A 25,242-nucleotide genomic window follows, 5' to 3' on the forward strand; every position below is an offset into this window, starting at 1 on the left:
TCCATCCGTTAAATCGTCCTGAAAACTAGCAGCAGCAAGCAGGCGAAGACCGGAACCGCCGCCGTCAGGCTGTCAATGCGATCAAGGATGCCACCGTGACCGGGGATCAGATGACCGCTGTCTTTGATACCGGCTTCACGTTTGAACATGCTCTCAGTGAGATCGCCCAAAACGGAGGCCAGCGCTGCCACGATGGAACAGGTTAACAGTGTGGATGGGGCAACGTCCAGATTTGCCCACAGACCATAGGCCCAGGAAATAATTGCCGCCGTTACCAGGCCGCCGAAGAATCCTTGCCAGGTTTTCCCCGGAGAAACCTTCGGTGCCAGCTTATGTTTGCCAAACAGTTTGCCAAACATATAGGCGCCGGAGTCCGCGCCCCAAACCAGAATCATGACGTAGAGCAGCCACAGCGCGCCGCTGTAGTGGTTTTCATCATAATGCCAGGAACGCAGTGCCAGCATGCCCCAGAAGAAAGGAACGATAGTGACGATGCCGAAAATCAGGCGCAGCGCTTTGGATTGGCGCCAGATAGCGGCGGAGCCAGGATAAGAAAGCACCAGCAGTAAGGCCACCACCCACCAAATCAGGGAGGCCCACAGCGAGGTTTCTACCACCGGTTGATGGATATTATGGTGATATTCCGGAATTAAGAAGAGCATCACCGCCAGCAACAGGCCACAGAGTACCGCCAGCCACACGCGTTGTGTTCGCGAGGTGAAACCGCTTAATTGCCCCCATTCCCATGCCGCCAGCATACAAACCACCAGCGTGACAATAGCGAAGCCGCCGGGCGGCAGCAAAAATAGGGCTGCAATAACAACCGGTATTAAGATTAATGCAGAAATCAGGCGATACTTCAGCAAAAGCTACCCCCATCAGGCCTTGTCGCCACCAGGCTCGGTGCCACCGAAACGTCGTTCGCGATTGGCGAAAGCATGCAGCGCACCTTCAAAGTCTTGTTCATCGAAATCGGGCCAAAGAACATCAGTAAAGTAAAGTTCAGCATAGGCGATTTGCCAGATAAGAAAATTACTGATTCGATGCTCTCCCCCGGTCCTAATCACTAAATCAACGGGAGCCAGTTCATGCATGCAGATCTGCTGAGACAGCAGTTCTTCACTAATTTGATCGGGGCGGAGCTCCCCTTCCTGAACCTGTTCGGCTAAGCGCTGAACTCCCTGAACAATATCCCATCGACCGCCATAGTTAGCCGCGATGTTCAATGTTAACCCCGTATTATTTTCCGTCAGCGCTTCGGCTTTGCGGATCCGTTCCTGCAGGCGCGAATTAAACCGACGGGTATCGCCAATGATCCGCAACCGAACGTTATGACGGTGCAGACTTTTCACTTCGCTGTCCAGCGCCCAGACGAACAGCTCCATCAACGCACTCACCTCTTGCTCAGGGCGATTCCAGTTTTCACTGCTGAATGCGTATAGCGTTAATGCTTCTATACCGTTGCTAGCCGCGTAGGATACGGCACGGCGCACGGATTTCGCCCCGGCTTTGTGGCCAAAGGCGCGAATCTTACCTTGCTTTTTCGCCCAGCGACCATTGCCATCCATAATGATCGCCACATGACGGCAACCGTGGGCTGGCTGATTCTCGCTGGTTGGTTGATTAGCAGACAACATAACGCGTTTTTAATCCATGAAAAGGGATGAGCGGTACCCCGGAATACAGCTATACACTTCATCCTCCAGGCAAACCCGGATGATTTTACGTATTTTTGTCTCGCAAAAAAGCCGTGCTAAATCACGGCTCTCCCAACCCCCCGGCGAAAACGCACGGTAATTGGGTGGCGCAGACTATATCACTGAAGCCAGATGCTAACAAATGCCGTGACGGGTTGTATGCTGATTCGGCTCTCATTACCTGACGAAATGTTTCGTCTGTACCGCCGCCTCTTCGCGCGCCCCGGCATCAATCATCAGCACCTCTTCCACGCTCTGTGGTTCCCGATGGTTAAGATGATTGAGCACCGCCAGATTGACGTTGGCGATATCGGTAAAGCGGATTTGACCGTCAAGGAACGCCGCCACTGAGACTTCGTTCGCCGCGTTCAGCGCCGTTGTTGCCGCCTGCCCCTGCTCGAAGGCCTCCATCGCCAGCTTCAGACAAGGGTAGCGAGCATAATCCGGTTCGGAGAAGCTCAATGCACCCATCTTGCAGAAATCTAACGGCTTCGCGCCGGAAACGACGCGATGAGGCCACGCCATAGTATTGGCGATCGGCGTCCGCATATCAGGCTCACCCAGTTGCGCCAGTACGCTGCCGTCCTGGTACCGCACCATTGAGTGAATCACCGACTGAGGATGAATCAGTACTTCCATCTGCTTAGCTGAAGCATTGAACAGCCAGCGGGCTTCGATGTATTCCAGACCTTTATTCATCATAGTGGCCGAGTCGACGGAGATTTTACGTCCCATCGACCAGTTCGGATGACGACAAGCCTGATCCGGCGTCATTGCGCCGAGATCGCTGATGGGCGTCTCACGGAACGGGCCACCTGACCCGGTAAGCAGAATGGATGATACCCCATGCTGCTCCAGGTCAGCGTACCCTAAGTTGGACTGAAAACTTTGCGGTAAACTCTGAAAGATGGCGTTATGTTCGCTATCAACCGGCAGGAGCTGCGCGCGATGCGCTTTCACCGCCTCCAGGAATAGACGTCCGCAGGTCACCAGCGACTCTTTGTTCGCCAGCAGGATAGTTTTGCCTGCACGAATTGCCGAGAGCGTCGGCAGCAGCCCCGCAGCACCAACGATAGCCGCCATCACCTGATCGACCTCATCCAGAGCCGCAACATCACACGCTGCCTGTTGCCCACAAAGCACTTCCGTACGGCTGCCATGCTCACGCAGCGCCAGCTTCACCGCATCGGCGCTCTTCGCGTCATCCATTACCGCATAGCGAGGGGCAAACTCCAGGCACTGCTCAACCATCCGCTCGACGTTTTTACCTGCCACCAGCGCCGTTACCGCAAAATGTTCACGGTTGTGACGCACCACGTCCAGCGTGTTGCAACCAATAGAGCCCGTTGAGCCCAGGACAGTTAATTGCTTCATGAGATATTCCGGATAGATTGATTTACTCTATGGATTTCAAGCAGCAGGAAGGCGGCAAGTGAACGAGCCCGATGAGCTTACTCTAGTAAGTGATTCGGGTGAATGAGCGCAGCCAACGCACCTGCGGCTTGAAAGACGACGAGTAAAAGCAAAACGCCGCCAGCAAAGCAATAATGCTTCCTGTACGGCGTTCATCGCACAACTTACACAGCTTAGAACTGCATCAGTTCCGCTTCTTTCTCAGCCAGCGCCGCTTCAATTTTCTTGATAGCAACGTCAGTCAGTTTTTGTACGTCTTCCTGAGAACGGCGATCGTCATCTTCGCTGATCTCTTTGTCTTTCAGCAGCGCCTTCACTTTATCGTTCGCATCACGACGAACGTTACGCACGGAAACGCGCGCCTGTTCAGCTTCGCCACGGACGATTTTAGTCAGGTCTTTACGACGCTCTTCGGTCAGCGGAGGCAGCGGAACGCGAATGTCGGTGCCCGCGGAGCTTGGGTTCAGACCGAGGTCAGACGCCATAATCGCTTTCTCAACGGCAGGACCCATAGAGCGGTCGAATACGTTGATTTTCAGGGTACGGGTATCTTCAACGGTGACGCTTGCCAGCTGACGCAGTGGCGTAGCGGTGCCGTAATACTCAACGACGATGCCGTCCAGCAGGCTAGGAGAAGCACGACCCGTGCGAATTTTGCTGATTTGGTTTTTGAATGCTTCTACGCATTTGTCCATGCGTACTTCAGCATCTTTTCTGATATCGCTAATCACGTTACGAATCCTTGAAAACTAGTCTCAGTCGACCAGACAATGACACATTGCTATGAATGCGCTAAGTATAGTCTCGTTTAAATCATGCCACAGAATATCTCAATTCTGCCGGATAAACGCGAATCTTACCCGGAAATGGCCGCAACGGAAATTATTCCGTAATTAAAGTGCCTTCTTTTTCGCCCATCACCACGCGACGCAGTGCGCCTGGTTTATTCATGTTGAAGACGCGAATTGGCAATTTGTGGTCACGAGCCAGCGTAAAGGCCGCCAGATCCATGACTTTCAGTTCTTTATCCAGCACTTCGGTGTAGGTCAGCTGCTCATACATGGTGGCAGACGGATCTTTTGCTGGGTCAGCGGTGAACACACCGTCAACTTTGGTGGCTTTCAGAACCACGTCGGCTTCAATTTCGATGCCGCGCAGGCAGGCTGCAGAGTCAGTGGTAAAGAACGGGTTGCCGGTACCGGCGGACAGAATCACGACGCGGTTGTTACGCAGCAGGCTGATAGCCTCTGCCCAGCTGTAGTTGTCGCAAACGCCATTCAGCGGAATCGCTGACATCAGGCGGGCGTTCACATAGGCGCGATGCAGTGCGTCACGCATTGCCAGGCCGTTCATTACCGTTGCCAGCATGCCCATGTGGTCGCCCACAACGCGGTTCATACCCGCTTTCGCCAGACCCGCACCACGGAACAGGTTGCCACCACCAATGACGACACCCACCTGGATGCCCAGCTCAACAAGTTCTTTAATCTCTTGCGCCATGCGGTCAAGAATACTTGCGTCAATACCGAAGCCTTCAGTCCCCTGCAATGCTTCACCGCTAAGCTTGAGCAGAATACGTTTGTAGACAGGTTTTGCGTTGGTAGCCATTTTCTTTCCTGGAGTGTCACGATTGGGATGGTAAAAATTCTGGTGACATCATGCGTTCCTTGCCAGAGCGTCCCTATAGGAGCTGGCTGATTCTCACATGACGATTTTGTGCGTTAACCTTTAGCGCACAAAAGAGAGCCGCCCTCAGGCGGCTCCTTTACAGCAATTAAGACTGCTTGGACATTGCAGCAACTTCTGCTGCGAAGTCAGTCTCAACTTTCTCGATGCCTTCGCCCACTTCGAAGCGGATGAAGCCAGTTACGTCAGCGTTGTGCTCTTTCAGCAGCTGACCAACAGACTTGCTTGGATCCATAACGAATGGCTGGCCAGTCAGAGAAACTTCGCCGGTGAATTTCTTCATGCGGCCTTCAACCATTTTCTCTGCGATTTCTTTTGGCTTACCAGACTGCATCGCGATGTCCAGCTGTACCTGGTATTCTTTCTCTACCACTTCAGCGGATACGTCTTCTGGTTTAACGAATTCTGGCTTGCTTGCAGCAACGTGCATTGCCAGCTGTTTAACCAGCTCTTCGTCAGCGCCTTTAGCAGCAACCAGAACACCGATACGTGCGCCGTGCTGGTAGTTACCCAGTACTTCGCCTTCCAGGGAAGCCACGCGACGGATGTTGATGTTCTCACCGATTTTAGCAACCAGCGCAACGCGTTCTTCTTCGAACTGTGCTTTCAGAACGTCAACGTCGGTGATGTTACCAGCAACAGCTGCGTCCAGAACTTTGTCAGCAAATGCCTGGAAACCGGAGTCTTTAGCAACGAAGTCAGTCTGGCAGTTAACTTCCAGAATGAAGGCGATGTTGCCGTTGATTTTGGTTTTGATCACGCCGTCAGCAGCAACGTTGCCTGCTTTTTTCGCTGCTTTGATAGCACCGGATTTACGCATGTTTTCGATTGCCAGCTCGATGTCGCCATTAGCTTCAGTCAGGGCTTTTTTGCAATCCATCATGCCTGCGCCAGTACGCTCACGCAGCTCTTTTACCAGGGAAGCGGTAATTTCAGCCATTCTAAAATCCTCGGAAGATTTGATCTGCCCGGCGTCAAACCGCACAGATTTAAAAGTGAAAAAGGGGGCCATAAACAGGCCCCCTAACCAAACGTGTTACTACCTGGTTTATAAGGGCTCTTTCGAGCGTGCCTTATTACTCAGCTTCTACGAAGCTTTCTTCCGCCTGGGAAGCCAGATCAGAAGAACGGCCTTCACGAACGGTAGCAGCAACTGCGCTCAGGTACAGGGTCACAGCACGGATTGCATCGTCGTTACCAGGGATAACGAAGTCAACGCCATCTGGATCAGAGTTGGTATCAACGATAGAGAATACTGGGATACCCAGGTTGTTCGCTTCTTTGATAGCAATGTGTTCATGGTCAGCATCGATAACGAACAGTGCGTCCGGCAGGCCGCCCATGTCTTTGATACCGCCCAGGCTGTTTTCCAGTTTCGCCAGCTCACGAGTACGCATCAGCGCTTCTTTCTTGGTCAGCTTGTCGAAAGTACCGTCCTGAGACTGAGTTTCCAGATCTTTCAGACGTTTGATGGACTGACGAACGGTTTTCCAGTTAGTCAGCATACCGCCCAGCCAGCGATGGTTCACGAAGAACTGGTCGCAGCTGTTAGCAGCTTCTTTCACAGCTTCGCTTGCAGCGCGCTTAGTACCAACGAAAAGGATTTTACCTTTACGAGCGGAGATCTTGTTCAGTTCAGCCAGAGCTTCGTTGAACATTGGTACAGTTTTCTCAAGGTTGATGATGTGAACTTTGTTACGAGCGCCGAAGATGAAAGGCTTCATTTTCGGGTTCCAGTAACGGGTCTGGTGACCGAAGTGAACACCAGCCTTGAGCATGTCGCGCATGGAAACAGTTGCCATGGTTAAAACCTCTATAGATAAAGTTGGGGTTATGCCTCCACGTATCCCATATTACCGACCCCAAAGGGCACCCCGGAATATGTGTCGATACGTGTGTGTTATTTACACAAAGTGAGATTTGTCGCTTCCGGACAAAACAATGAACGGAAGTTCGGCGCGCTTTATACCATAAAATCGATGCCGACACCAACAGTTGTTATCATCACGCGGGGCACGAAAGGCGAACTTCAGAATGATTCTCAATTTGGCACAGGACGCTTCTGGCTGTTAACATTGACATCACTAATACTCAATTATTGTCGAAAAAATCGACACTGATGGACATATTCCATGGCGATTTCTATTAAGACCCCTGAAGATATTGAAAAAATGCGCGTTGCCGGCCGCCTGGCCGCTGAAGTGCTGGAAATGATCGAACCATACGTGAAGCCTGGCGTGACCACCGGCGAGCTGGACCGTATCTGCAATGACTATATCGTCAACGAGCAGAAAGCGATCTCCGCCTGCCTGAACTACCACGGTTTCCCGAAATCCGTCTGCATCTCTATTAATGAAGTGGTATGCCACGGTATCCCGGATGACGAAAAACACCTGAAAGACGGCGACATCGTCAACATCGACGTCACGGTCATCAAAGACGAGTTCCACGGCGACACCTCCAAAATGTTTATCGTCGGTAAACCCACCATTCTGGGCGAGCGTCTGTGCCGCGTAACTCAGGAAAGCCTGTACGTCGCGCTGAAAATGGTTAAACCGGGCGTGAACCTGCGCGAAATCGGCGCGGCTATCCAGAAGTTTGTGGAAGCGGAAGGGTTCTCCGTCGTGCGTGAATACTGCGGTCACGGCATTGGCCGCGGCTTCCATGAAGAGCCGCAGGTACTGCACTACGACTCTCGCGAAACTGACGTGGTGCTGAAACAGGGCATGACCTTCACTATCGAGCCGATGGTTAACGCCGGTAAGAAAGAGATCCGCACCATGAAAGACGGCTGGACGGTAAAAACCAAAGACCGAAGCTTGTCTGCGCAGTACGAGCATACTATTGTGGTGACAGACAACGGCTGCGAAATACTGACGTTACGCAAGGATGACACCATCCCGGCGATAATCTCGCACAACGAATAACGAAGAGCCGGCGAATGCCGGCTTTTTTAATGGGTGATAGTTTTTTCTTATGGGCGGCGCGCGATGAGTAACTCCATACCAGAACTGGCTTGTACAATCCTCCCTGCTCTGCCCGGTCAGCCAGAGAACCCCGTCAGTTGGCCCGAAAGCAACCTGAACTGCGCCGATATCAAAACGCGTCTCGATGAATTCCAGCGCTGGCTGGGGGTCGCTTTTGATGAAGGTATCTCTGCCGAGGTGTTGATTGAAGCGCGCACCGAGTTTATCGACCAACTGCTGCAGAGACTTTGGCTGCTGTACGGTTTTGGCGAAGTGGATGACGCTGCGCTGGTTGCCGTTGGCGGCTACGGTCGCGGCGAGCTGCACCCGCTTTCCGACGTTGACCTGCTGATTCTGAGCCGCAAAAAGCTGCCCGATGAGCAGGCGCAAAAAATTGGCGAACTGCTGACGCTGCTGTGGGACATCAAGCTGGAAGTGGGCCACAGCGTACGCACGCTGGAAGAGTGCCTGCTGGAAGGTCTATCAGACTTAACCGTCGCCACCAACCTGATTGAGTCTCGCCTGCTCATTGGTGACGTGGCGTTGTTCCTTGAACTGCAGAAACATATCTTCAGCGAGGGCTTCTGGCCGTCAGCGAACTTCTTCCCGGCCAAAGTCGCCGAACAGGAAGCGCGCCACCAGCGCTATCACGGCACCAGTTACAACCTCGAACCGGACATTAAAAGCAGCCCCGGCGGCCTGCGCGACATCCACACCATTCAGTGGGTCGCCCGCCGTCACTTTGGTGCGACCTCGCTCGACGAGATGGTGAGCTTTGGGTTCCTGACCGAGGCAGAGCGTAACGAGCTGAACGAATGTTTGCACCTGCTATGGCGCATCCGTTTCGCCCTGCACCTTGAACTCAACCGCTATGACAACCGTCTCCTGTTCGACCGCCAGCTTAGCGTGGCCCACCGTCTGAAGTACGAAGGCGAAGGCAATCAGCCGATCGAACACATGATGAAGGATTTCTATCGCGTCACTCGCCGCGTCGGCGAGTTGAATCACATGCTGCTGCAGCTGTTCGATGAAGCGATCCTCGCCCTCACCGAAGACGAAAAGCCGCGGGCGATTGACGACGACTTCCAGCTGCGCGGCACGCTTATCGATCTGCGCGATGACACCCTATTCATCCGCGAGCCGCAGGCTATTCTGCGCATGTTCCACATCATGGTGCGTAACAGCAGCATTACCGGTATTTACTCGACTACGCTACGCCATCTACGTCATGCGCGTCGCCACCTCAGTCAGCCATTGTGCTATATCCCGGAAGCGCGTGAGCTGTTCCTGAGCATGCTTCGCCATCAGGGCGCCGTCAGCCGCGGCCTGCTGCCGATGCACCGCCACAGCGTGCTGTGGGCCTATATGCCGCAGTGGTCATATATCGTCGGCCAGATGCAGTTCGACCTGTTCCACGCCTACACCGTGGACGAACACACTATTCGCGTTCTACTGAAGCTCGAGAGCTTCGCAAAGGAAGAGACGCGTTCGCGCCACCCGCTGTGCGTTGACCTCTGGCCACGGCTGAATCATCCGGAACTTATCCTGATTGCCGCCCTGTTCCACGATATCGCCAAAGGGCGCGGCGGCGATCACTCCATTCTCGGCGCACAGGATGTCCTGAAGTTTGCCGAGCTACACGGCCTGAACTCACGGGAAACCCAACTGGTCGCCTGGCTGGTACGTCAGCATCTGTTGATGTCGGTCACCGCCCAGCGCCGCGATATTCAGGACCCGGAAGTGATCAAGCAGTTTGCCGAAGAGGTGCAGACCGAGCATCGCCTGCGCTTCCTGGTGTGCCTGACGGTTGCCGATATCTGCGCCACCAACGAAACCCTGTGGAACAGCTGGAAGCAGAGCCTGCTGCGCGAACTTTACTTCGCCACCGAAAAACAGCTGCGTCGTGGGATGCAAAACACGCCGGATATGCGCGAACGCGTTCGTCACCATCAGATGCAGGCGCTGGCGCTGCTGCGTATGGACAACATCAACGAAGAGGCGCTGCACCAAATCTGGAACCGCTGCCGCGCCAACTACTTTGTGCGCCATACGCCAAACCAACTCGCGTGGCATGCCCGTCATTTGCTCAAGCACGACCTGACGCAGCCGATGATCCTGCTCAGCCCGCAGGCCACCCGCGGCGGTACAGAGATCTTTATCTGGAGCCCGGACCGTCCCTATCTGTTTGCCGCCGTATGCGCCGAGCTTGACCGCCGTAACCTCAGCGTCCATGACGCACAGATTTTCACCACCCGCGACGGCATGGCGATGGACTCCTTTATCGTCCTTGAGCCAGACGGCAGCCCACTCTCCGGCGACCGCCACGAAGCCATCCGCTTTGGGCTGGAGCAGGCGATCACCCAGCGCAGCTGGCAGCCACCGCAGCCACGTCGTCAGGCAGCAAAATTGCGCCACTTCTCGGTCGATACCGAGGTCAATTTCCTGCCGACCCATACCGACCGGAAATCGTTCCTCGAGCTTATCGCGCTCGACCAACCCGGCCTGCTCGCTCGCGTCGGCCAGGTGTTTGCCGACCTCGGGATCTCGCTCCACGGGGCGAGAATTACAACAATTGGTGAACGAGTAGAAGATTTATTTATAATCGCCACCGCCGACCGGCGTGCGCTTAATAATGTGCTCCAGCAAGAAGTGCAACAACGGTTGACAGCAGCCCTCAATCCAAACGATAAAGGGTGACGTATTTTTTTTAAGTAAATGGAAAGAGTAAACAATGCAGCAATTACAGAACGTTATTGAGTCCGCTTTTGAGCGTCGCGCCGACATCACGCCGGCAAATGTGGATACCGTAACCCGCGAAGCGGTTAACCAGGTGATTTCCCTGCTGGATTCCGGCGCGCTGCGTGTCGCTGAAAAGATTGACGGTCAGTGGGTGACTCACCAATGGCTGAAGAAAGCGGTTCTGCTCTCTTTCCGTATTAACGATAACCAGGTTATCGACGGTGCGGAAAGCCGCTACTTCGATAAAGTACCAATGAAATTCGCTGACTACGACGAAGCGCGTTTCCAGAAAGAAGGTTTCCGCGTAGTGCCACCGGCAGCCGTTCGTCAGGGCGCATTCATCGCTCGCAACACCGTGCTGATGCCATCCTACGTGAACATCGGTGCTTACGTGGACGAAGGCTCCATGGTAGACACCTGGGCAACCGTGGGTTCTTGCGCGCAGATTGGTAAAAACGTTCACCTGTCCGGCGGCGTCGGCATCGGTGGCGTACTGGAGCCACTGCAGGCGAACCCAACCATCATCGAAGACAACTGCTTCATCGGCGCACGCTCAGAAGTCGTTGAAGGCGTTATTGTGGAAGAAGGTTCTGTTATCTCCATGGGCGTGTACCTGGGCCAGAGCACCAAAATCTACGACCGCGAAACCGGCGAAGTCTTCTACGGCCGCGTACCGGCAGGCTCCGTTGTTGTTTCCGGCAACCTGCCATCCAAAGACGGCAAGTACAGCCTGTACTGTGCGGTGATTGTGAAGAAAGTAGACGCCAAAACCCGCGGTAAAGTGGGCATCAACGAGCTACTGCGTACTATCGATTAATAAGATGCGAAAAAGCGGGGGCAACCCCGCTTTTTTTTATTCGCAAGCTGGCGGAAATAGATTATTTCGTTAATTATTCAATAGTTAATTTAGATCAGGGGTACCGCTATGTACGATAATTTGAAAAGCCTGGGGATCACCAATCCCGATGAAATCGATCGTTACAGCCTCCGGCAGGAAGCCAACAACGATATCCTGAAAATCTATTTCCAGAAGGATAAGGGCGAGTTTTTCGCCAAGAGCGTGAAGTTCAAATACCCACGCCAGCGTAAAACCATTGCCGGCGATGGTCAGGGCTTTAAAGAAGTGCAGGAGATCAGCCCGAACCTGCGCTACGTGATTGATGAGCTGGATCAGATTTGCCAGCGCGATCGCACAGAAGTCGATCTTAAGCGTAAGATCCTTGACGATCTGCGCCATCTCGAAAGCGTCGTAACCAACAAGATCAGCGAAATTGAAGCCGATCTGGAGAAGTTGACGCGTAAATAGCGGCATGTAGGTGTATTCGTAGGCCGGGTAAGGCGAAGCCGCCACCCGGCTTATTTTTGCCTGATGGCGCTGCGCTTATCAGGCCTACACAGACCACACATTATGCAGATTTATCATCTCTGTTCATCCAACTGCAACGCAATATACAGCAGTAAACGATCGTCGAAATTCCCCAAATCCAGCCCGGTCAGCTCCGAAATTCGGTTCAGTCGATACTCCAGCGTATTACGGTGAATAAACAGCGCCTTTGAGGTCGCCAGCGGCTGAACGTTGTTGCGAAACCACGCCGTCAACGTACGACGCAGCAGGCCGTTGTTATCCATCGCCTTCAAACGCATCAACGGGCGCGACAGCTCATTGGCCTGCCAGCCACCGCGCAGGCTGTCGAGCAGCACCGGCAGCATCAAATCCTGGTAAAAATAGCTGCGGCTCTCCGGCATACGCTGTTTACCCACCATCATGGTGGTGCGCGCCGTACGGTAGGAACGGGCGATGCTGCCCGGCCCGGTAAAATAGTTGCCCAGCGCCACGCGAAAACGCAGATGCCCGTTCTCTTTCATGCGGGAGATCAGCTGTTCCACGCGCTTCTGGTGGTCTTCCGCGTCCCAGCGGCCAAACTGATTGAGCGCCGGTTTCAGCACCACCATCTCGGTCAGTGAGACTATGGCAATCAGGTTATTGCGCTCCGGCGTCGTCAGCGCATTTTGCAGCTGCTGAAGCTCCGCCATCGCGCTATCAACGCCCAGTTGCCCACTGTCGACCTCCACCACCGCCGCGACACGCGGCTGATTAAGGTCAATGCCCAGCCGCTGCGCCCATTCGGTCAGCGCCGGCGTGTTCTCCTCGGCCTGAATCAGGTTCATGACCAGCTCTTCACGCAGTCGGCTATCCTGGGCCAGCAGGTGCATCAGGCGCGATTGCTCGAGCATCATCTCTGCGGTCATGCATACCAGTTCGCCATATTTGCGCAGCGTTTCCGGTTCACCGGTCAGGCCGATAACGCCAACAATCTCGCCTTCCAGGCGCAGCGGCAGGTTGATCCCCTGACGTACCCCGTGCAGATGACGGGCTACGGCATCGTCGATATCCACCACGCGCCCCTGAGAGAGCACCAGCAGCGCACCTTCGTGCAATTCACCAATACGTTCACGATCGCCGCTGCCGATAATGCGCCCGCGGGCATCCATTACGTTGATATTGGTATCGATAATACGCATCGTGCGCGCCACGATATCCTGCGCCATTTTAGTATCAAGATGCCAGCTAGCCATGAACCCCTCCTGTGAGCAGGTTACATGATAGGAAAGATGCAAAAGCGCCGCACTGTGCAAATGCACAAAGCACGGTTGAGATCTATGGAGTTGTGGGGTGCTTCACATTACGAAGGGAAAAACCCTTTCCCCGGGCGGGGAAAGGGTTGAGGTCACGATTACTGCATCAGCAGATAGATGGAGCTATCGCCACGCTGGATATTCAGCGCCAGTACCGAAGGTTTGCTATCGAGGATTTTACGCAGCTCAGCGATGTTTTTCACCGCCTGCTGGTTGGCACCGACGATAATGTCCCCTTTCTTCAGGCCAATCTGCGCCGCCGGAGAACCCGCTTTCACGGTATTCACCACTACGCCTTTGTCCTGACCTTTGTTGCTCATTTCAGCCCCTTCAATACCGCTGAAGATTGAGCTGGAGTCAACCTGAGTCTGGCTGCTCTGCTGCAGTTCCAGATCCACCGTTACCGGCTTACCGTCACGCAGCAGACCGAGGCTGATTTTGCTGCCTACCGGCATGGTGCCAACCTGCGCACGCAGTGCAGCGAAGCTGCTGATCGCCTTGCCGTTCAGTGAGGTAATCACGTCACCGGCTTTAATCCCGGCTTTCGCCGCCGAAGAGTTCGGCATCACCTGACTCACGAAGGCACCGCGCTGGGCGTCGACTTTCATCGCTTTCGCCAGTTCGGAGTTCAGTTCGGTCCCCATGATGCCCAGCTCACCGCGTTTCACCTGGCCGAATTTCACCATCTGATCAGTCAGGTTTTTCACCATGTTGCTCGGGATAGCGAAGCCGATACCGATGTTACCGCCGTCCGGTGCGAGGATCGCGGTATTAATACCGATAAGCTCGCCGTTCAGGTTCACCAGCGCGCCGCCGGAGTTACCGCGGTTAATTGCCGCATCGGTCTGGATAAAGTTTTCGTAGTTTTCAACGTTCAGGCCGCTACGACCCAGCGCGGAGACGATACCAGAGGTCACGGTTTCACCCAGGCCGAACGGGTTACCGATAGCCACGGTGTAGTCGCCGACACGCAGAGCGTCAGAGTCCGCCAGCTTAATCGCCGTCAGGTTTTTCGGATCCTGAATCTGAATCAACGCGATGTCAGAACGCGGGTCTTTACCGACCACTTTCGCGTCAAACTTACGGCCGTCGCTCAGCTGAACCTTAATGGTGTTGGCATTATCCACCACGTGGTTGTTAGTCACGACGTAACCTTTCGCCGCGTCAATCACCACCCCGGAGCCGAGGGCCATAAATTTCTGCTGCTGCTGTGGCTGATTGCCACCGTTACCGCCATCCGGGCCTGCACCGCCCTGGCAGAACGGAGAGCTCTGGAACGGAGAACCGTCCTGGCAGAACGGCGAGTTGTCGCCAAAGAACTGCTGGAAGTTACGTCCCATACGCGGCGTGTTTACCGTTGTGCTGCCCTCAACATTAATGCTGACGACAGACGGCATAACCTTTTCCAGCATCGGTGCCAGACTTGGCATTGGCTGTGCGGCGGATGCGGAAGAAGATGCCGTCTCGGCCGCGCTAGCGGACAACGGAGACAGAGCCAGACTTAAACTAAGAGCCAGTGCACTCATTGCTAACGTGGTTTTTTTCATGTGTTTCAATCTCAATATCAGATTACGCAAAATTGCTGTGTTCGTGACTATCAGATTCACTTTATGGCACTAAGTTCCGTACAACTGCATCTGCTAAAAGTAAAAATTTATTGAGCGTCTTTACAAAACTTCTGATTATTCTACCGCCATCAACCGCCGATATTCATCCCAGGCGTAGAGGTCGGTCATCCCGCTGATATAATCCTGCAGCAGGCGGCAACGATAATAATATTCCATCACCGGAAACTCAACGGAATCACGGGAGAGTTTATTCACTGCCTCAACGTAAGCTAAACGATGACGCGTTGAGAGTTTGCAAAACAACCGTGATTCGATAGGCAAGTGACGGACGCGTTCATGCTCAACCAATTCGCTGAAGTCGCTTAAGGATAATTTAAGCAAAGGCGCATAAATATCTAATAACCCGCCAATCACCCGATATCCCTGCAATTCTAACTGTTCGACTTCCGGATGGCTAAAGACATGTTTTCTAGCTACATTTTTATATAGTTTCAACAACTGGCTATAGCTACTGTCATCTTCCAGCAGTGCATGATTAAAATCACCCGGGTAGATCTGCGGCAGATTTTCAATAAAACGCTGCGCCGCATAGGGCACCAGCTTATTTAAAGTATTCACCCGCAAATACATAAAGAACTGATCTTCCGTACTGCGGCTTAATGAATTCGCCCGAGATTTATCCCAGGCATTTTCCACCACCTGGGCGAACAGCGAGCCTTTGGTATGTTCAGGCCAGGCATCATATAAATGCTGGTACAGCTGCTCAACGCTGAAGATCCTTTTTTCTACCGCATCCTCGAGGTCAGCGACGCAATAAGAAATATCATCAGCGGCTTCCATAATCCACGTTAATGGGAATCGATTGTAAGGCGCTAAATCCAGTTCTTTACGTAAGCGTTCAATATAGTGCTCTTCCGCCAGGTAGTAGCCCGGTTTTTTCATTAAATAGCTGTGCGTCGCCGGGGTCTCCGTCGACCACCACGCCGGGCGAGTATATTTTAAAATACAGCCAACCTGCGCCCAGGTCAGGTTCATACGCATCAGGGTATGCACCAGGCGGATCCCTTGCGCATTACCTTCAAAATGACAAAGATCCTGACGCACTTTGCTGCGCAGCGTATTGAGCGTGTCTTCGCCTTCACGGAGTCGAAGGTCGATAACCTCGCAGCGGTCGTGGCTCAGCGGTTGACGCAGCGCGTCTTTTGGCGCCAGGCGCTGGCTGAACCAGTCGTTGATTGCCGCCTCGCCAAAATGACCAAACGGCGGGTTGCCGATATCGTGCATCAGACAGGCCATCTCAACGATGCTTTCAAACGGCCCGGTCAGTTCGTCCAGACCGTAGGCCGCCAGCAGATGTCTTTCCTTTAAGCGACTCAGCACCTCTTTGGCGATATAACGCCCTACCTGCTGTACTTCCATCGAGTGCGTCAGGCGGGTTCGCACCGCGGCGTTACGCTCCAGCGGGAATACCTGCGTTTTTTGCTGCAGGCGACGGATGGCCGGTGAGTTGATAATGCGCCCGCGATCGCTTTCAAAAATACGCAGAATCTCATGCTCGGAGCTGACACCCTGCGGCGAGCGATAGCGCCGACGCCAGTTAATTTTGTTGCGAAAATCAATCTTAGCCATAGCCTCTCCGTCGCGAGCTTCCTATTACAAGAAATGCGCTTCCCCTGAACCACATGATAAACTATGCCTTTAAACCTGGCACATCGCGAGTAAATCTATGAAAATCGGCATTATTGGCGCAATGGAAGAAGAAGTTACGCTGCTGCGTGACAAAATCGAAAATCGTCAGACTATCACCATCGGCGGTAGCGAAATCTACACCGGCCAGCTGAACGGCGTGGATGTGGCGTTACTGAAATCCGGGATTGGCAAAGTGGCCGCCGCAATGGGCGCAACGCTGCTGCTGGAGCGCTGCCAGCCGGACGTGATTATCAACACCGGTTCCGCGGGTGGCCTGGCGCCAACGCTGAAAGTGGGCGATATCGTGGTTTCTGACGAAGCGCGCTACCACGATGCCGACGTCACCGCATTTGGTTATGAAATGGGCCAGATGGCAGGCTGCCCGGCAGCGTTCAAAGCCGACGACAAACTGGTTGCCGCCGCTGAAGACTGCATCAAATCCCTCGACCTGAACGCCGTGCGCGGCCTGATTGTCAGCGGCGATGCCTTTATTAACGGTTCCGAAGCGCTGGCAAAAATCCGCACCAACTTCCCGCAGGCGATTGCGGTAGAGATGGAAGCGACGGCGATTGCCCACGTTTGCCACAGCTTTGCCGTGCCGTTCGTCGTCGTCCGCGCGATTTCGGACGTGGCCGATCAGCAGTCTCACCTGAGCTTCGAAGAGTTCCTGGCGGTTGCCGCCAAGCAGTCGACCCTGATGGTCGAAACGCTGGTGCAGAAACTGGCGCGTGGCTAAGCGACTCCTGACAGGGCTGCTCGCCCTGCTGCTTAGCACCCCGGCGTGGCTTGTTGCCGCGCCGCGGGTTATTACCCTCTCCCCCGCCAATACCGAACTGGCCTTTGCCGCCGGCATCACCCCCGTTGGCGTCAGCGCGTGGTCTGATTACCCCGCCGCGGCAAAAGAGATCGAACAGGTTGCCTCCTGGCAGGGTATTAACCTTGAGCGTATTGTCGCTCTGCACCCAGACGTCGTGCTGGCGTGGAAAGAAGGCAACGCCGAACGTCAGGTGAACCAGTTGCGTTCACTGGGTATCACCGTGCTGTGGGTCGATTCGCACAGCATTGAAGAGATAGCCGCAACGCTTCGCCAGTTGGCGAAATGGAGTCCGCAGCCTGAAAAAGCCGAACAGGCCGCCGCCACGCTGTTGCATGACTATTCGCAGCTAAAGGCGCAGTATGCAAAATCACCGAAAAAACGGGTGTTTATGCAGTTCGGCTTTAACCCCATTTTCACCAGCAACAAAAGCGCCATCCAGAACCAGATACTGGAAGTGTGCGGTGGTCAAAATATCTTTGCAGACAGCCGCGTGGCCTGGCCTCAGGTCAGCCGTGAACAGGTGCTGATGCGCCAACCGCAGGTGATTGTTGCCGCGGGCGATGCGAGTCAGATTCCGAAAATTCAGCACTACTGGGCTAGTCAGCTCACAATCCCTATCATTCCACTCAATAGTGACTGGTTTGAACGCGCAAGCCCACGTATTATCCTCGCCGCAAAACAACTCTGTACTGCACTATCGCAGGTTAATTAATCAGGTAATGGGTCATGCTTGTCTACTGGCTGGATATTGTTGGTACCATCGTTTTCGCTGTCTCCGGCGTCTTGCTGGCAGGGAAACTACGTATGGACCCCTTTGGCGTTCTGGTACTTGGCGTGGTGACCGCCGTGGGCGGCGGAACCATTCGTGATATGGCGCTCGCCAACGGCCCGGTCTTCTGGGTGAAAGATCCGACGGACCTGGTGGTGGCGATGGTCACCTCAATGCTAACTATCGTGCTGGTTCGTCAACCGCGTCGTCTGCCCAAATGGGTGCTGCCGGTGCTGGATGCCGTGGGACTGGCGGTGTTCGTGGGGATTGGCGTGAACAAGGCGTTTATCGCCCACTCCGGTCCGCTGGTCGCCGTCTGTATGGGCGTTGTCACTGGCGTCGGCGGCGGGATTATCCGCGACGTGCTGGCGCGCGAAGTGCCGATGATCCTGCGAACCGAAATCTACGCCACGGCCTGTATTATCGGCGGGATTGTGCACGCCACGGCCTATTACACTTTCCAGATACCGCTGGAGAACGCCAGTATGATGGGGATGGTGGTAACGCTGGCCATTCGCCTGGCGGCGATTCGCTGGCACCTGAAGCTGCCGACTTTTGCGCTGGACGATAACGGGCGTTAAACCTGTGTAGCCCGGCCAAGCGCAGCGCCGCCGGGAGATCCCCGGAGTCGGCGCTAATGCACCTCGCTCGAGCGACAAGAGATGAAAATAAAAAGCCCACCAAAAGGTGGGCTTTTTAATTTCATCTGGTCAGCAGGCTTAGATGCTGAAGGAAGAACCGCAGCCGCAGGTGCTGGTTGCGTTCGGGTTGGTCACGATAAAGCGTGAACCTTCCAGACCTTCGGTATAGTCCACCGAACCGCCTACCAGATACTGCAGGCTCATCGGGTCAACCACCAGGCCTACGCCCTGTTTTTCGATGGTCATGTCGCCTTCGTTGATCTGGTCATCAAAGGTAAAGCCATACTGGAAGCCGCTGCAGCCGCCGCCTGTGATATACACGCGCAGCTTCAGGTTTGGATTCTCTTCATCCGCAATCAGGACTTTTACTTTTTTGGCTGCGGCGTCGGTAAACTCCAGCGGCAGCACTACGTCATCACTCATTTTTTGCTCCCATTAATACAGCGGGTCTGGGCAAATAATAACCCGACTCTTTTGGTCATTATCTAATACCCTGGTAAATCGTTCAAGTATTCTCCGGGGCCGACTGCCTGGCCTTAGCCTCTTGCTCGGCCTCCTGCTTCGCCAGGGTGCGCGCCAGAATCGTGGCGTAGAGCGGCTGCCCGCCAAGGAACTGTGCTAATAGCGTGGCACCAAGGCCGGTAATAATCATTGGCAAAATGAGCTGATAATTGTCGGTCATCTCCAGCACCAGCACAATGCCGGTGAGCGGTGCGCGAACGGAAGCCGCCAGCAGCGCGCCCATTCCGGCAATCGCGAAGGTCCCCGCCTCCAGATTGTAGGCCGGGAACAGATGCATCGCCGCCATACCGAAGGCCGTTCCCAGCAGCGTGCCCAGCGCCAGCATTGGCGCAAAAATCCCGCCCGGCGCACCGGAGGAGAAGCACAGCAGCGTGGTGATAACGCGGGCGACAAACAGGAACAGCAGCGAACCGACGGTAAAGTTCCCCGCCGCCGCAATCGGGATCAGGTTAAACCCGCCACCCGCCGCTGCCGATTGAAACAGCCCCAGCACGCCGCAACCGCCGCCAATCAGGCCGCCAATCAGCACCCATTTTGTCGTGTTACCGCCGTGGATACGGAAAAACATATCCTGGGTTTTCAGCACCAGGGTATTAAACAGCGGGCCTACTACGCCAAAAATCACGCCCAGCACCAGATACAGCCACAGCGTGTTGACCGGCGCGTTGGTCAGTTTACCCACTTCAATCACCGGTGTTTCACCGTTGAAGATGCGGAACATGATGCTCGACATGATAACGCCGGTGAATACCGCTTTAATCGAGATCAGACTGTAGCGGAACTGCGGGCGCATCTCTTCGATGATAAACAGAATACCCGCCAGCGGCGCATTGAACGCCGCCGACAGACCCGCCGCCGCGCCGGTTGCCAGCAGCGTGTGGCGCGACTCTTCGTCACGCTGACGGAAAATATCGCCGACCATGCGCCCGATATTGCCGCCAATCTGCACCGTCGGCCCTTCACGTCCAAGCACCATGCCCGAACCCAGCGTACCCATCCCACCGAAGAATTTCACCGGCAGCACGCGCCACCAGCGTACCGGGCGGAGGTCTTCCAGCGCACCTTCAATTTCCGGGATCCCCGAACCGCCCGCTTCCGGCGCAAAGCGCCGCATCAGCCAATAACCAAACATCGCCAGCAGCGCCGATAGCACAAACGCCAGCGGCCAGACCAGATACCAGCGGTCGGCAACCTGCGCCAGCGTGCCAATACGCACGTTCAGCACCCAGTTCACCGCATGTTCAAACGCCACGCCGACCAGCCCCACGAGCGAGCCTACGATGGCGGACATCAGCAGCACCATCAACGGGGTTTTATCGCGGTTCAATAATTTACGCACAACGTCGCGGCGGCGTAAACGCACCATCCGTTGTGCCTCTAAAGGGGGTATCTCTGCTCTCATACCGTCATCACTAATTGGTAATACAAATACGAAGGGAGGGCATTTTACCTACTCATGCGCGCGACGTCGCGAAAAAATTGCGCGGCGAATGCTTTGTTGCTACAGAGTAAAAACGTAGTTCATCACAGGTTAGTAAGATTAGAGAGAAAGTGGCGCAGAAGATCGTTTGAACGGACCTGACCGGTTGACGTCCCTGGTGTTGAGATCTCTGCGCCTGATAAGAAAGGGCTATCGTCAACATGCCTCCAGGCGGAGGCATGTTTTATGTTGTGTAATACCTTACTCTTCTACTGGCTCAGGCTTCTTTTTCGCCAACAGGTTGTAAGCCACCAGCAGAGCGAAAATACCGGTAATCGTCATGGTGATGGTGCCTGGCGTCATAAAGCGCGCCATGTTGCCAAGAATAATCCCCACTACGCCGAAGTCGGTATCAGAGAAGGTGGTGTTGGTTAAGCCCAGCGCACCCAGTACTGGAATCAGCGCCACCGGTAAGAAGGTAATCAGAATACCGTGAGCGAAGGCACCGAGAATCGCACCGCGTTTACCGCCGGTCGCATTACCGAATACCCCAGCCGTTGCCCCACAGAAGAAGTGAGGTACGACGCCCGGCAGAATCAGTACCCACTTGAGCTGCCCAAGGATGAACAGACCCACCAGACCACCGACAAAGCTTGAGATAAAGCCAACTAACACCGCGTTCGGCGCATACGGGAAGACGATTGGGCAGTCCAGCGCCGGACGTGCGTTAGGCACCAGGCGCTCGGAGAAACCGGTAAATGCCGGAACGATCTCCGCCAGAATTAAACGCACACCCTGCAGGATAATAAATACCCCAGCAGCAAAGGTGATGGCCTGGATAAAGGAGTAGACCAGGTAGTTCTGACCATGGCTAAAGTTGCTCTCGACGTACTCTTTACCTGCGGAAATCGACAGGACCAGATAAATGATCATCATCGTCAGAGAGATAGAGATCGTGCTATCGCGCAGGAAGCTCAGGTTCTTAGGCATGTTCATCTCTTCGGTAGATTTAGAACCTTTACCGACGACAGAACCGATCCACCCAGAAAGCACGTAGCCAACCGTACCGGTATGTGCCAGAGCCACCTGGTCATTACCGATAATTTTACGCATATAAGGTTGGGCAATGGCCGGGAAGAAGCCCATTAACATGCCGAGCGCCAGCGAACCGGTATAAATAAGCTGAACGCCTTCGAAGCCGGCTACCGACAGAATAATGGCCACCATACAGGCCATGTAGAAGGTCACATGCCCGGACAGGTAGATATATTTTAAACGGGTGAATCTGGCGACCACGATATTCGCGACCATGCCGAACGCCATGATAAGCGTGGTTGGCGCGCCATATTTTTCCAGCGCAATAGAGACCATCGCCTCATTGTTCGGAATAATACCCTGCACATCAAAGGCCTGCTTGAAGATATCACCTAACGGCGATAGCGAGCCGACCAGAACTAAAGCCCCTCCGGATAACACCAGGAAGCCCAGTATCGTTTTAACGGTCCCTTTAATGACATCAGGGAAGGATTTTTTTTGTGCAACCAGGCCGAATAGCGCCACCAGCCCGACAAGGATTGATGGCACCTTCAGGATATCAACAATAAGCTGTAAAACGTTTTGAACAAACATATTAACCTCTGTCGCAGGGTATTTTTCTTGCCCGACTTAATTATTGCTGGTCAAAGTAGTCTTTTATTTTTTGTTCAACTTCGTTCAGGTCGATAATGTTATTAATCACAATAACTTTATCTGCCGGTAAGTTAGCGCTGAAGGCGATATCTTTCGCCATCACGAAAACATCAGCCACGTCGGGCGTGACGGAACCCAAATCAGAGTGTTCAACGTCCGCGGTGATATTGATTTTTTTGAGCACCTTTTTGATGTTCATTTCCATCATAAAGCTGCTACCCAGACCTGAACCACATACCGCCATAATTTTCATAGTAGACCTCATATTTTTACGATTGGGGTGTCATTAACAAGAAGCCGACGTTTCACCGAGTAAAATCGCCTGCAATTCTTCAGTACTTTGCGTGTTAAAAATCTGCTGCATCACCTCATCATCTGACAACACTTCAGCGAGCTGCGAAATCATTTCAATGTGGCTATTGCTGTCCGGGGCGGAGAACATAAAAATCGCGTCCACCGGATCGTTCTCTTCCGAATTGAACTCAACCGCCTGACCCAGTTTGACGATAGAGAGCCCCAGCGCCATTGCGCCCTGCTCGGGTCGCGTATGCGGCATCGCGATGCGCGGAGCAATCACGAAGTAGGGACCGATCTCTTCTTTCTGTTTGATAATCGAATCGATATAGGCCGGTGAAATCGCCCCTTCATCCAGCAGTGGGCGACCAGCAATCTGGATCGCCTCTTTCCAGTCACTTACTGATGGAACATACTGAACTTTGTTTTTATTCAGCCAGTTGGATAATGTTGGCATGGATATTACCTATCGTTCTTAATGATAAAAATGGGTGACTACAGCATGCGACGGGCCGTTTCCGTCACATTCTCTTTCGTAAAACCAAAGTATTTAAACAGGACGCTCGCTGGCGCAGATTCCCCAAAGGAGTCCATGCCGATAACCTTCCCATCCAGCCCGGTATAACGCTGCCAGAACCCTTCGATACTGGCTTCTATCGCCAGACGGTTACGCACGCGCTTCGGCAAAACGGACTCTTTGTAGGCGTCATCCTGCTTATCAAAACGCTCGGTGCACGGCATGGAAACCACGCGAATCTGGTGGCCTTCCTGCTGCAGCGTACGCGCTGCGGCAACCGCCAACGCCACCTCTGAACCTGCGGATATCAGGATCAGCTCAGGTTCAGCGTCACAGTCGACCAGCACATAGCCGCCACGCGCAATATTGTTAAGTTGTTCCGCACTGCGAGCCTGCTGTTCAAGCGGCTGGCGAGTCAGCACTAAGGCCGAAGGCCCATCCTGCCGTTCAATTGCCTGCTGCCAGGAGACCGCTACTTCCACCTGATCGCATCCGCGCCAGGTTTCCATATTCGGCGTCAGGCGCAGCGAAGCCAACTGCTCAACCGGCTGGTGCGTCGGACCATCTTCGCCCAGACCAATGGTGTCGTGGGTATAGACAAAGATGGAGCGAATTTTCATCAGTGCCGCCATGCGCAACGCATTACGGGCATATTCCATAAACATCAGGAAGGTGCCGCCGTAAGGGATAAACCCGCCGTGCAGCGCCAGGCCATTCATGATGGCTGACATACCAAACTCACGAACGCCATAAGAGAGGTAGTTCCCCGCCCCATGCTCGGCGGTAAAATCGACGGACTTCTGATGCCTGGTCAGGTTAGACGGCGAAAGATCCGCAGACCCGCCCATCAACTCAGGCATCATATCGGCGAAAAAATTTAAGCAGTTCTGGCTCACCTGGCGCGTGGCCAGCGATACAGGATTGGCCTGCAAATCGTCAATATAGCGCTGGATATTTTCCGCCCACTGCACAGGCAGTTCGCCCTTCATACGACGCACAAACTCGGCGGCCAGTTCAGGCCATTGCAGCGCATAATCGGCAAACAGCGCCTCCCATGCCTGCTCGTCCTGCGCCCCTTTTTCGGTCGCATCCCAGGCAGCGTAAATATCGTCAGGAATTTCAAACGGCGGATACGGCCACTCAAGGCGTTCACGCACCAGCGCGACTTCATCGGCCCCCAGCGCGGAGCCGTGACACTCATGGCTGTCCGCTTTATTCGGCGAGCCGAAACCGATAATGGTTTTACAGCACAGCAGGCTCGGTTTATCGCTGACCTGTTTGGCTTCGCGAACGGCAGCGTCAATCGCCTGCGGGTCGTGACCATCAATACCTTCAATCACGTGCCAGCCATAGGCGCGGAAGCGGGCTGCGGTATCTTCAGCGAACCAGCCTTCAACGTGCCCGTCGATAGAGATGCCATTATCGTCCCAGACGGCAATCAGATTCCCCAACCCTAAGGTTCCAGCCAGGCTGCATGCCTCATGGGAGATACCTTCCATCAGGCAGCCATCGCCCAGGAACAGCCAGGTGTGGTGATCGACAATATCAAACCCAGGCTTATTGAATTCAGCGGCCAGCGCTTTCTCGGCAATGGCCATACCGACGGCGTTCGCTACCCCTTGCCCCAACGGGCCAGTGGTGGTCTCAACGCCCGGTGTATAGCCATACTCCGGGTGGCCAGGCGTACGCGAGTGAAGCTGACGGAATTCACGGATGTCATTCATGCTCAGGTCATAACCCGTGAGGTGCAACAGAGAATAAATCAGCATCGAGCCATGACCATTCGACTGCACGTAGCGATCGCGGTTAAACCACTGCGGATTTTTTGGGTTATGGCGAAGGTGATGACGCCAGACGACCTCGGCAATATCAGCCATACCCATCGGCGCGCCCGGGTGGCCGGAGTTGGCTTTCTGAATCGCGTCGACGCTCAGAATTCGAATGGCATTCGCTAATTTTCTGTTGCTCATACGTCTCTCTTTTTACCTGGATTTTACGTTTAACAATAACGTTTTCGGGGTTTTCCCCACGCCAGAATGAATAGACATGTCGAAAGAAACCTTAGTTTTTATCATTGTATTGCCCCGCCATACGGTTCAACGCGGCTTGCATTCTCTTTCGGCAACCAGAAATAAAATAAACATTAAAATACAATGAATTACTTTATATCCTCGCGCT

Annotated in this window: 23 protein-coding genes; 7 read left to right on the top strand and 16 right to left on the bottom strand. The window is 54.1% G+C overall.

Annotated elements, in window-relative coordinates; genetic code table 11:
• Positions 1 to 8: 8 nt before the first annotated feature.
• The 7 genes from cdsA to rpsB all read right to left on the bottom strand — a co-directional run bounded on the left by cdsA (position 9) and on the right by rpsB (position 6,598).
• On the bottom strand, positions 9 to 866 hold the full coding sequence (gene cdsA / locus V6940_RS11325) for a phosphatidate cytidylyltransferase (RefSeq protein ID WP_185669218.1): 858 nt from the start codon (positions 864 to 866) through the stop codon (positions 9 to 11).
• Positions 867 to 878: 12 nt separating this feature from the next.
• A complete protein-coding gene (gene ispU / locus V6940_RS11330) occupies positions 879 to 1,637 on the bottom strand; it encodes a (2E,6E)-farnesyl-diphosphate-specific ditrans,polycis-undecaprenyl-diphosphate synthase (protein WP_185669219.1) in 759 nt (252 codons plus the stop codon).
• A 237-nt stretch (positions 1,638 to 1,874) separates the two neighbouring features.
• Positions 1,875 to 3,071, bottom strand: coding sequence for a 1-deoxy-D-xylulose-5-phosphate reductoisomerase (gene ispC, locus V6940_RS11335; RefSeq protein ID WP_333495931.1), 1,197 nt, complete (start codon positions 3,069 to 3,071; stop codon positions 1,875 to 1,877).
• A gap of 212 nt (positions 3,072 to 3,283) precedes the next feature.
• Positions 3,284 to 3,841 (bottom strand): ribosome recycling factor, encoded by a 558-nt coding sequence (gene frr / locus V6940_RS11340; protein WP_035891962.1) that lies wholly within the window; start codon positions 3,839 to 3,841, stop codon positions 3,284 to 3,286.
• Between the two features lie 151 nt (positions 3,842 to 3,992).
• Complete coding sequence (gene pyrH / locus V6940_RS11345) at positions 3,993 to 4,718, bottom strand: UMP kinase (protein ID WP_185669221.1); 726 nt, start codon at positions 4,716 to 4,718, stop codon at positions 3,993 to 3,995.
• Positions 4,719 to 4,884: 166 nt separating this feature from the next.
• The gene (gene tsf / locus V6940_RS11350) at positions 4,885 to 5,736 is read right to left on the bottom strand and encodes a translation elongation factor Ts (protein ID WP_185669222.1); all 852 of its coding nucleotides are present in this window, start codon (positions 5,734 to 5,736) and stop codon (positions 4,885 to 4,887) included.
• Positions 5,737 to 5,872: 136 nt separating this feature from the next.
• Positions 5,873 to 6,598 (bottom strand): 30S ribosomal protein S2, encoded by a 726-nt coding sequence (gene rpsB / locus V6940_RS11355; protein ID WP_185669223.1) that lies wholly within the window; start codon positions 6,596 to 6,598, stop codon positions 5,873 to 5,875.
• Between the two features lie 330 nt (positions 6,599 to 6,928).
• Here rpsB and map point away from each other — a divergent pair, with 330 nt between their 5' ends.
• The 4 genes from map to V6940_RS11375 all read left to right on the top strand — a co-directional run bounded on the left by map (position 6,929) and on the right by V6940_RS11375 (position 11,807).
• Positions 6,929 to 7,723: a type I methionyl aminopeptidase gene (gene map / locus V6940_RS11360; RefSeq protein WP_333495932.1), complete on the top strand. Its 795-nt coding sequence runs from the start codon at positions 6,929 to 6,931 to the stop codon at positions 7,721 to 7,723.
• A gap of 63 nt (positions 7,724 to 7,786) precedes the next feature.
• The gene (gene glnD / locus V6940_RS11365; protein WP_333495933.1) at positions 7,787 to 10,459 is read left to right on the top strand and encodes a bifunctional uridylyltransferase/uridylyl-removing protein GlnD; all 2,673 of its coding nucleotides are present in this window, start codon (positions 7,787 to 7,789) and stop codon (positions 10,457 to 10,459) included.
• 34 nt (positions 10,460 to 10,493) lie between these two features.
• Positions 10,494 to 11,318 carry a 2,3,4,5-tetrahydropyridine-2,6-dicarboxylate N-succinyltransferase gene (gene dapD, locus V6940_RS11370; RefSeq protein WP_004872026.1) on the top strand — a complete coding sequence of 275 codons (825 nt, stop codon included), beginning with the start codon at positions 10,494 to 10,496 and terminating at the stop codon, positions 11,316 to 11,318.
• Positions 11,319 to 11,426: 108 nt separating this feature from the next.
• On the top strand, positions 11,427 to 11,807 hold the full coding sequence (locus tag V6940_RS11375) for a DUF3461 family protein (RefSeq protein ID WP_333495934.1): 381 nt from the start codon (positions 11,427 to 11,429) through the stop codon (positions 11,805 to 11,807).
• A 113-nt stretch (positions 11,808 to 11,920) separates the two neighbouring features.
• On the opposite strand, the gene cdaR is transcribed toward V6940_RS11375, so the two are convergent.
• From cdaR to dgt, 3 genes are all read right to left on the bottom strand, one after another.
• Positions 11,921 to 13,078, bottom strand: a complete 1,158-nt coding sequence (cdaR, locus tag V6940_RS11380) for a DNA-binding transcriptional regulator CdaR (RefSeq protein WP_035891956.1) — start codon at positions 13,076 to 13,078, stop codon at positions 11,921 to 11,923.
• Between the two features lie 158 nt (positions 13,079 to 13,236).
• On the bottom strand, positions 13,237 to 14,685 hold the full coding sequence (gene degP / locus V6940_RS11385) for a serine endoprotease DegP (protein WP_185669225.1): 1,449 nt from the start codon (positions 14,683 to 14,685) through the stop codon (positions 13,237 to 13,239).
• Positions 14,686 to 14,820: 135 nt separating this feature from the next.
• The gene (gene dgt / locus V6940_RS11390) at positions 14,821 to 16,335 is read right to left on the bottom strand and encodes a dGTPase (RefSeq protein ID WP_333495935.1); all 1,515 of its coding nucleotides are present in this window, start codon (positions 16,333 to 16,335) and stop codon (positions 14,821 to 14,823) included.
• Between the two features lie 97 nt (positions 16,336 to 16,432).
• On the opposite strand from dgt, the gene mtnN reads away from it, so the two are divergent.
• Genes mtnN through V6940_RS11405 form a run of 3 tightly spaced genes read left to right on the top strand, consistent with a single transcriptional unit; the run spans position 16,433 to position 18,562 of the window.
• The gene (gene mtnN, locus V6940_RS11395; protein ID WP_333495936.1) at positions 16,433 to 17,131 is read left to right on the top strand and encodes a 5'-methylthioadenosine/S-adenosylhomocysteine nucleosidase; all 699 of its coding nucleotides are present in this window, start codon (positions 16,433 to 16,435) and stop codon (positions 17,129 to 17,131) included.
• Entirely contained in the window at positions 17,124 to 17,924 is an 801-nt protein-coding gene (gene btuF, locus V6940_RS11400) for a vitamin B12 ABC transporter substrate-binding protein BtuF (protein ID WP_333495937.1), read from the top strand. Before mtnN ends, btuF begins: the two co-directional genes overlap by 8 nt.
• A 14-nt stretch (positions 17,925 to 17,938) precedes the next feature.
• Positions 17,939 to 18,562, top strand: coding sequence for a TRIC cation channel family protein (locus V6940_RS11405; RefSeq protein ID WP_185669229.1), 624 nt, complete (start codon positions 17,939 to 17,941; stop codon positions 18,560 to 18,562).
• A gap of 138 nt (positions 18,563 to 18,700) precedes the next feature.
• On the opposite strand, the gene erpA is transcribed toward V6940_RS11405, so the two are convergent.
• The 6 genes from erpA to tkt all read right to left on the bottom strand — a co-directional run bounded on the left by erpA (position 18,701) and on the right by tkt (position 25,034).
• Positions 18,701 to 19,045: an iron-sulfur cluster insertion protein ErpA gene (gene erpA, locus V6940_RS11410; RefSeq protein WP_035891950.1), complete on the bottom strand. Its 345-nt coding sequence runs from the start codon at positions 19,043 to 19,045 to the stop codon at positions 18,701 to 18,703.
• A gap of 82 nt (positions 19,046 to 19,127) precedes the next feature.
• Positions 19,128 to 20,546, bottom strand: a complete 1,419-nt coding sequence (gene clcA / locus V6940_RS11415) for a H(+)/Cl(-) exchange transporter ClcA (protein WP_333495938.1) — start codon at positions 20,544 to 20,546, stop codon at positions 19,128 to 19,130.
• Between the two features lie 279 nt (positions 20,547 to 20,825).
• The gene (locus V6940_RS11420; protein WP_333495939.1) at positions 20,826 to 22,193 is read right to left on the bottom strand and encodes a PTS ascorbate transporter subunit IIC; all 1,368 of its coding nucleotides are present in this window, start codon (positions 22,191 to 22,193) and stop codon (positions 20,826 to 20,828) included.
• Between the two features lie 40 nt (positions 22,194 to 22,233).
• The gene (locus V6940_RS11425; RefSeq protein ID WP_185669232.1) at positions 22,234 to 22,506 is read right to left on the bottom strand and encodes a PTS sugar transporter subunit IIB; all 273 of its coding nucleotides are present in this window, start codon (positions 22,504 to 22,506) and stop codon (positions 22,234 to 22,236) included.
• A 33-nt stretch (positions 22,507 to 22,539) separates the two neighbouring features.
• Positions 22,540 to 23,004, bottom strand: coding sequence for a PTS sugar transporter subunit IIA (locus V6940_RS11430; protein WP_333495940.1), 465 nt, complete (start codon positions 23,002 to 23,004; stop codon positions 22,540 to 22,542).
• A gap of 38 nt (positions 23,005 to 23,042) precedes the next feature.
• Positions 23,043 to 25,034: a transketolase gene (gene tkt, locus V6940_RS11435; RefSeq protein WP_333495941.1), complete on the bottom strand. Its 1,992-nt coding sequence runs from the start codon at positions 25,032 to 25,034 to the stop codon at positions 23,043 to 23,045.
• Between the last annotated feature and the right edge of the window lie 208 nt (positions 25,035 to 25,242).

The sequence above is a fragment of the Kluyvera sp. CHPC 1.251 genome, assembly GCF_036759945.1.
GTDB classification, from domain to species: domain Bacteria; phylum Pseudomonadota; class Gammaproteobacteria; order Enterobacterales; family Enterobacteriaceae; genus Kluyvera; species Kluyvera sichuanensis.

Coding starts and splice junctions, on each gene's coding strand:
- dapD (WP_004872026.1), top strand. CDS start 10,494: ATGCAGCAATTACAGAACGTTATTGAGTCCGCTTTTGAGCGTCGCGCC.
- clcA (WP_333495938.1), bottom strand. CDS start 20,546: ATGAGAGCAGAGATACCCCCTTTAGAGGCACAACGGATGGTGCGTTTA.
- rpsB (WP_185669223.1), bottom strand. CDS start 6,598: ATGGCAACTGTTTCCATGCGCGACATGCTCAAGGCTGGTGTTCACTTC.
- V6940_RS11375 (WP_333495934.1), top strand. CDS start 11,427: ATGTACGATAATTTGAAAAGCCTGGGGATCACCAATCCCGATGAAATC.
- erpA (WP_035891950.1), bottom strand. CDS start 19,045: ATGAGTGATGACGTAGTGCTGCCGCTGGAGTTTACCGACGCCGCAGCC.
- V6940_RS11425 (WP_185669232.1), bottom strand. CDS start 22,506: ATGAAAATTATGGCGGTATGTGGTTCAGGTCTGGGTAGCAGCTTTATG.
- cdaR (WP_035891956.1), bottom strand. CDS start 13,078: ATGGCTAGCTGGCATCTTGATACTAAAATGGCGCAGGATATCGTGGCG.
- tsf (WP_185669222.1), bottom strand. CDS start 5,736: ATGGCTGAAATTACCGCTTCCCTGGTAAAAGAGCTGCGTGAGCGTACT.
- V6940_RS11405 (WP_185669229.1), top strand. CDS start 17,939: ATGCTTGTCTACTGGCTGGATATTGTTGGTACCATCGTTTTCGCTGTC.
- glnD (WP_333495933.1), top strand. CDS start 7,787: ATGAGTAACTCCATACCAGAACTGGCTTGTACAATCCTCCCTGCTCTG.
- ispC (WP_333495931.1), bottom strand. CDS start 3,071: ATGAAGCAATTAACTGTCCTGGGCTCAACGGGCTCTATTGGTTGCAAC.
- map (WP_333495932.1), top strand. CDS start 6,929: ATGGCGATTTCTATTAAGACCCCTGAAGATATTGAAAAAATGCGCGTT.
- dgt (WP_333495935.1), bottom strand. CDS start 16,335: ATGGCTAAGATTGATTTTCGCAACAAAATTAACTGGCGTCGGCGCTAT.
- mtnN (WP_333495936.1), top strand. CDS start 16,433: ATGAAAATCGGCATTATTGGCGCAATGGAAGAAGAAGTTACGCTGCTG.
- degP (WP_185669225.1), bottom strand. CDS start 14,685: ATGAAAAAAACCACGTTAGCAATGAGTGCACTGGCTCTTAGTTTAAGT.
- tkt (WP_333495941.1), bottom strand. CDS start 25,034: ATGAGCAACAGAAAATTAGCGAATGCCATTCGAATTCTGAGCGTCGAC.
- V6940_RS11420 (WP_333495939.1), bottom strand. CDS start 22,193: ATGTTTGTTCAAAACGTTTTACAGCTTATTGTTGATATCCTGAAGGTG.
- pyrH (WP_185669221.1), bottom strand. CDS start 4,718: ATGGCTACCAACGCAAAACCTGTCTACAAACGTATTCTGCTCAAGCTT.
- V6940_RS11430 (WP_333495940.1), bottom strand. CDS start 23,004: ATGCCAACATTATCCAACTGGCTGAATAAAAACAAAGTTCAGTATGTT.
- ispU (WP_185669219.1), bottom strand. CDS start 1,637: ATGTTGTCTGCTAATCAACCAACCAGCGAGAATCAGCCAGCCCACGGT.